The 6,124-nt window shown below is 74.8% G+C and carries 3 protein-coding genes and 1 pseudogene; 2 read left to right on the top strand and 2 right to left on the bottom strand.

Features of this window, described 5'->3' with window-relative positions; all coding sequences use genetic code 11:
- Positions 1-1,211, bottom strand: a 1,211-nt coding sequence (locus tag AB0E96_RS37065; RefSeq protein WP_359830586.1) for a sigma-70 family RNA polymerase sigma factor, incomplete at its 3' end; no start/stop codon positions are given.
- A gap of 337 nt (positions 1,212-1,548) precedes the next feature.
- Positions 1,549-2,439 (bottom strand): helix-turn-helix domain-containing protein, encoded by an 891-nt coding sequence (locus AB0E96_RS37060; protein WP_359830585.1) that lies wholly within the window; start codon positions 2,437-2,439, stop codon positions 1,549-1,551.
- A gap of 524 nt (positions 2,440-2,963) precedes the next feature.
- Between AB0E96_RS37060 and AB0E96_RS37055 the strand changes: the two genes are divergently transcribed.
- Both AB0E96_RS37055 and AB0E96_RS37050 read left to right on the top strand, forming a co-directional pair.
- Positions 2,964-4,367: an FAD-dependent oxidoreductase gene (locus AB0E96_RS37055; protein WP_359830589.1), complete on the top strand. Its 1,404-nt coding sequence runs from the start codon at positions 2,964-2,966 to the stop codon at positions 4,365-4,367.
- A 386-nt stretch (positions 4,368-4,753) separates the two neighbouring features.
- Positions 4,754-5,833 (top strand): annotated as a pseudogene (locus AB0E96_RS37050) (SpoIIE family protein phosphatase); the annotation flags it as partial.
- Between the last annotated feature and the right edge of the window lie 291 nt (positions 5,834-6,124).

The raw sequence follows: 6,124 nt of genomic DNA, 5'->3' as shown, positions 1-6,124 counted from the left end.
GCCCGCGCGGCTGGCACCTGGACGAGAACCACCTGCTGGTCGACACCGCCCACGGCGGCCGCGGCGGCGCTGAACCCGCCGACGCCGATCCAGACGAGCACACCGCCGGGCAGCAGGGCGCGCAGCCCGGTGTTGATCTCGGTCAGTTCCAGGCAGGCGGCCGTGCAGCGGTCGCACTCCTTGAGGTGCCGGCCCACCTCGGCCGAGGCCCGCTTGCGCAGCGAGCCGCGCGCGTACGCCCCGAGCCGGTTGGCGTACGCCTCGCACCCGCTGTCCTGGCTGCCCGAGACGTGCGCCTGGAGGAAGGCGGCGGCGAGCCGGTCGCGGGCCCGGTGGGCCTGCACGGCGGTGGCGTTGGCGGTCTTGCCGAGCATCACCGCGACGGTCTTCGGGGACTCCCGTTCGACCTCGGTGTGCCAGAGCACCATCCGGTCGTCCTCGGGCAGTTCGGCGTAGGCCTGCATGACCATCCGCTGGTCGGCCATCGCCATCGCCCAGGCGTCGGCACCCGGGTCGGCGAGGTCGATGTCGACCACGGCGGCCGAGGTCTGCGCGAACACGGCGAAGTCGTCGACGAGTTGCTCGCGCCGTTCGCTGCGGTGCCAGGCGGCGGCCACGTTGCGCACGGCGGTCAGCAGGTACGCGCGGACGGCGAACTCGGGGCCCTTGCCCGCCCGCAGCGCCTGCAGGGTGCGGGCGAACACCTCGCCCGCGAGGTCCTCGGCGGTGAAGCTGTCCCGGCAGCAGGTGCGGGCGTAGCGGCGCACCGAGTCGGCGTGCCGGCGGTAGATCTCCTCATACGCGGTGTCGTCGCCGGCCCGCACCCGGGCGGTCAACTCGGAGTCGGAGGCGGGGCGCTCGCCGTCCACCGGGTCGGCGGGGGCGGGTACGGTCGGCCGGGCGGTCCGGCCGTCGCCGGTGAACGGTTCGCCGACGAACGCCTCGGGGGCGACGCCGCCGCGGCCTGCCGGGGCCTGCCCGGGCACCCGGCCCGGGGGCAGTGCGGAGGCGGAGAGCGTCTCGCGGCTGGGAATCCCGGCCTGGTCGGGGACGTGGCCCGCGGCCGAAGCCGGTGCGGCGCCCGGCACTTGGGGCGTCCCGCCGGCGCCGCTGAGGCTGCAGGGGCCCGTGGCGGAACCCTCGGCGGCATCACCGGAGAAGCCTCCGAAGTCGAGGCCGTACCCGTAGTCGTTCTGTTCCTCGGCGCTCACAACGGACCCCAGATTCCACGACAGCCCCCGTAGTGTGGCAGGGCGCGCGGGAGTGCGTAGGCGCACGGTTCCCCGGCAGACGGCGCCGACGGCGCGCGAACGGCGCGCATCGGGACATTGGCTCCAACCACGGGCAAAGGATGGCATAGCGCAGGGACCGGCGGTAGCCGGACCGGCCGCCTTCCACTCCTCCGAGGGGCCGTCGCGGGGGCGTCCGCCCAGCGTGCGGCAGTGGGGTGTGCGACCCTCACACCCGGCGCGCGCACTCGGCCCGCGCGCCGGTCTTCCCTCCAACTCCCGTGCCCGCCGGGCGTGGCGGACCGGCCGGCCGACGCGGTCAGCGACCCCGAAGGCCGTCCAGCAGGATCTGCAGCAGCCGGTCCGAGGGGCCGGCGGCCGGTTGACCGTCCGTCTGCGGAGAAAACGGCGAGAAACCGCCGGCCGTCGGCGCGGAGACCGACGGCCGGGCCGCGTGCACCGGCACCGACGCGGTCAGCACCAGCACCACGTCCGACACCGTGACGCCCGGCCGCAGCTCGCCCGCCGCCCCGGCCCGCGCCACCAGCGCGGCCAGCAGCTGCAGCAGCAACCGGGGATCGGCGTCGGCCGCCGACGGCTCGACCGCCCCGCCGGAGCGGGCCTCCTCACCGCGCAGGTCGAAGCGGACCGCCGCGGGCTGCTCCGCCACCCGCTGCTCGGGCACCCGGCCCAGCTCCTCCGCGTACCGGAACGCCTCCGGCGGCAGCAACCGCCCGGCGCCGCTGCCCACCGCGCGCGCCAGGTAGCCGGCCAGCGCCTCCCAGGCGCCGTCACCGCCGTACAGCGACTCCCGGGCCTGCGCCGTCAGCCACGCCACCTCCTCGGCGGCGATCCGCTGGACCAGCACCTCCTTGCTCGGGAAGCGCCGGTAGACGGTGCCGACCCCGACCCCGGCCCGGCGCGCGACCTCCTCCATCGGCGCGCCGTAGCCGAACTCGCCGAACACCTCGCGAGCCGCCCGCAGCACGCTCTCCAGGTTCCGTCGGGCGTCCACCCGCAGCCGGGCCCCCGGCACCGGCGCGGTGGCCGGTGCGGGTTCCGTGCGGTACGGGACCGCGGCCCGCACGGTTCCCGGTTGTGCCGGCCCGTTCGCCGGCGGCAGGTCCACCGGGCCGCGCTGCTCGGGGACCGTTCCCGGTCCGGCCTGCGGCGCACCCGCCCGCCCCAATACCTGCTCCTGATCCATCATCCCAACTCTCCCCCGCAGGCGTCCGAAACCGGACCCTGTCGTCGCCCGCCCCTGCACCCCCCGGTGCAGCTCAGCCCGTCAGAAGTGACCCGATGACCCATTGCTCGTGCCGCCCGTCCCGTTCCGGTGACCACGGTTCGTGCCGCCGTGCCGGGTCCACGTCCGGCTCGGCGCGTCGGCACCGTCCGGGGCCTGGTCCGGGAACTACCCTTCCCCGGATGACCGTGCCCCAGTCGGGTTCTCACGCCAACGCTGGAACTGGCCGTAGTGGCCGCTCCACGGTGCGTCGCCGCCGATTGTCATGGCGACGGCCGCCCCGGTACACAATCCGACCATAGTTCACCACTCTCCGAGGCCGAAAGTGCGTCAGAAAGTCGCCCAGTAAGCACAACTGGCCACGGTGGTCACTCGCGTGGCAACCAGCCCCGTACGGACTGTGGACAAGACGACCCCCGCCGGTCCTTCATAGGGGGGCGTGATGGGGGGACACCCCCGGCCGCGGGGCGGCCGGGACGAAACGTCGCATCGGCAGGAGGTGCACCATCAGGATCCTGATCGCCGGCGGCGGCTGCGCCGGAACGGCCGCCGCACTCCACCTCCAGCGCGCCCTGCGGGAACGGCTGCGGCGGGGCGAGGTGGAGATCACCGTCGTCGAGCCCCAGGCCTACTTCACCTACCACCCGTTGCTGGCCGAGGTGGCCGCCGGCTCGATCGACCCGAGACACGTCGTCGTCCCGCTGCGCCGGGTCCTGCCGGACTGCAGGGTCCTCACCGCCCGGATCACCCGGATCGAACACGCCGCCCGGCGCGCCCTGGCTGACGCCGCGGGCCCCGGGGAACCCCACGCCCCGGTCGAACTTCCCTACGACGTCCTGGTAGTGGCCCCCGGATCGGTCTCCCGCACGGCGCCGGTGCCCGGCCTCGCCGAACACGGCCTCGGCTTCTCCACCGTCGGCGAGGCGGTGGGCCTGCGCAACCACGTCCTGGAGCAGCTCGACCTCGCCTCCGCCACCCGCGACCCGGCGCTGCGCCAGTCCGCGCTCACCTTCGTCTTCGTCGGCGCCGGGTACGCGGGCGTCGGCGCGCTCGCCGAACTCGAGGACATGGCCCGCACCGCCGTGCGCGGCTACCACAACGTCCGCGCCGAGGACCTGCACTGGGTGCTGGTCGAGGCGACCGACCGGATCCTGGCCGAGGAGTCCTCCGAACTCGCCGGGCACACCCTGGGCGAACTGCGCGAACGGGGCGTCGACATCCGGCTGCGCACCACCCTGGAGTCCGCCGCCGACCGGGTCGTGGCGCTCTCCGACGGGACCCGCTTCGGCGCCCGCACCCTGGTCTGGACGGCGGGCGTCCGGCCGTCCCCGCTGCTGCGCGAGACCGACCTCCCGCTGGACACCCTCGGCCGGGTGAGATGTCTGCCGACCCTGCAGGCCGTCGGGCCGGACGGGCGCGCCCTGCCCGGTGTCTGGGCGGCCGGGGACTGCGCCGCCGTACCGGACCCGAACGCGGACGGCGCTCCGTGCGCCCCCAACGCCCAGCACGCCTTCGCCCAGGCCGAACTGCTCGCGCGCAACGTCGTGGTGGCCCTGGACGGCGGGCCGCACGCCCCGGGTCTGGCCGACTACCGGCCCGGCCCGGCGGCCTGCTCGACCTCGCTCGGCCCGGGGCGGGCCGTCGCGCACACCAGGCGCGGCGGCAGGCTCACCGGCCGCCGGGCCGGGTGGCTGCACCGGGCCCGGCACCTGCGGCGGCTGCCGAGCGCCGAGCGCCGGGTGCGGGTGCTGATGGACTGGGTGCTCGGCGGGGTGTTCTCCCGCGAGCCGGTCTCGCTGGGCGCGATGGAGCACCCGCGTTCGGCCTTCGAGGGAGGGTTCGACCCGAGGCCCGGACGGCCGTCCGACACCGGACCGGATGCTCCCCGGTGACCGCACCCGCCGACCCGGGCCGTCGCCGGGCCGAACGGCGAACCGAAGGGTGCACCGGAGGGCGGATCGGGTGGCCACGCCGGGCGCGCGACTTCCGGAACCGGGCCTCCGCCTGACAGGATCAGCCCGACCCGGTCATTACCCCGTGTGCTGCTGCGTACACAAAAAGTGATGATATGTCTGGAAAACGAGGAAGCGGCCGTCGTTTGAACCTCATGCGCTGGAGCGCCCGGCTCACCGGAGCCCCCTGGCGTGCCCTCCCGCCCCACGGGACCGGCACCGGGGCCGGGGCGCCCTGCCCCGACGGCGTCGTCGTGCCCAGCCCCCGGGACCCGACCGGCCCCGCCGCGGGCGCCGAGCTCCTGGACCCGCACAAGCCGCAGAACCTGCGCGAGGTCCTCAACCGCATCCCCGCCCCGGTCGCCGTCACCTACGGTCCGCTCCACCAGCTCGGCTACGCCAACCGTGCGTACCGGGAGCTCTTCGGCGAACGCCCCACCGGACTGCCGGCCGCCGAGGCCCTCCCCGAGCTCGCCACCATGGGCGTCCTGGCGCTGATGGACCAGGTCATCCGCGGCGGCCGCCCGCGCAGCGTCAAGGCCCGCTGCATCCTCGGCCTCACCGGCAACCGCTACTACAACGTCTCCTGCGTCCCGCTCGGCACCGGGGAGAACGGCGACGCCCCCACCGAGGGCCCGCCCGCCGGCGTACTGGTCTTCGCCGCCGAGGTCACCGACCAGGTCCTCGCCGCCGCCCGGCTGCGCGAGGCGGAACGCCGCCAGCGCGAGGCCGCCGTCACCCTCCAGCGCAGCCTGCTCCCGCAGAAGCTCGACCAGCCGGCCGGCCTGCGGGTCGCCGCGACCTACCAGCCCGGCGGCGCCGAGGCCGCGGTCGGCGGCGACTGGTACGACGTCATCGCCATCGACGGCGGGCGCACGGCCCTCGTCATCGGCGACGTCATGGGCCGCGGCCTGCGCGCCGCCGCCGTCATGGGCCAGCTGCGGACGGCGGTCCGCGCCTACGCCCGGCTCGACCTGCCCCCGCACGAGGTGATGCGCCTGCTCGACGGCCTCGCCATGGAGATCGACGCCAACCAGATCGCCACCTGCACCTACGCCGTCTGGGACCCGCGGCGCCGCACCCTCTCCTACGCCTCCGCCGGACACCTCCCCGTACTGCTGCGCTGCCCGGACGGCACCATCCTGCGCAGCGAGGAACAGAACGGCCCGCCGCTCGGCACCGGCGGCGGCCTGCACGTCTCCCACACCCTGCGACTGCTCCCCGGGACGACCGGCGTCCTCTATACCGACGGACTGGTGGAACGCCGCGACGAGGACATCGACCAGGGCCTCGACCTCCTGGCCCGCACCCTGGCCGGTGCGATCGGCGCCCCCGAGGTGATCTGCGCCCGCCTGCTGCGGGCGATGGGAGTGACCTCCGAGCACGACGACGACGTCGCCGTCCTGGCCTTCCAGCTGCCGACGGAGGAGAGCGCCGGAAATGCGCTTGCGCCGGTTGACTCGGCGGCTCCGGAGGTCTAGTGTTCTTCGAGCTGCCTGGCAGGGAGCACCGGACACGCATCTGCGCGGACGGTCCCGGGGCGGCCAATCCCTTGAAACACCACTTCCGGTTCGTGCCGGTCTTTCTCGCTTTCGCGTGACAGCCTGGTGCTTATTCGGTGTGCTCGTTTTATCGGGTTGCGGTCGGATTCGCTTTTCGGAGCGGGGATCGGCTAGAGTTTGAAACGTCGGACGGGG

Origin of the sequence: Kitasatospora sp. NPDC036755 (assembly GCF_040636595.1) — a bacterium.
Taxonomy (GTDB): domain Bacteria; phylum Actinomycetota; class Actinomycetes; order Streptomycetales; family Streptomycetaceae; genus Kitasatospora.
Note: the sequence above shows the minus strand (reverse complement) of the source record. Positions and strands in the feature narration are given on the sequence as shown.

Coding starts and splice junctions, on each gene's coding strand:
- AB0E96_RS37060 (WP_359830585.1), bottom strand. CDS start 2,439: ATGATGGATCAGGAGCAGGTATTGGGGCGGGCGGGTGCGCCGCAGGCC.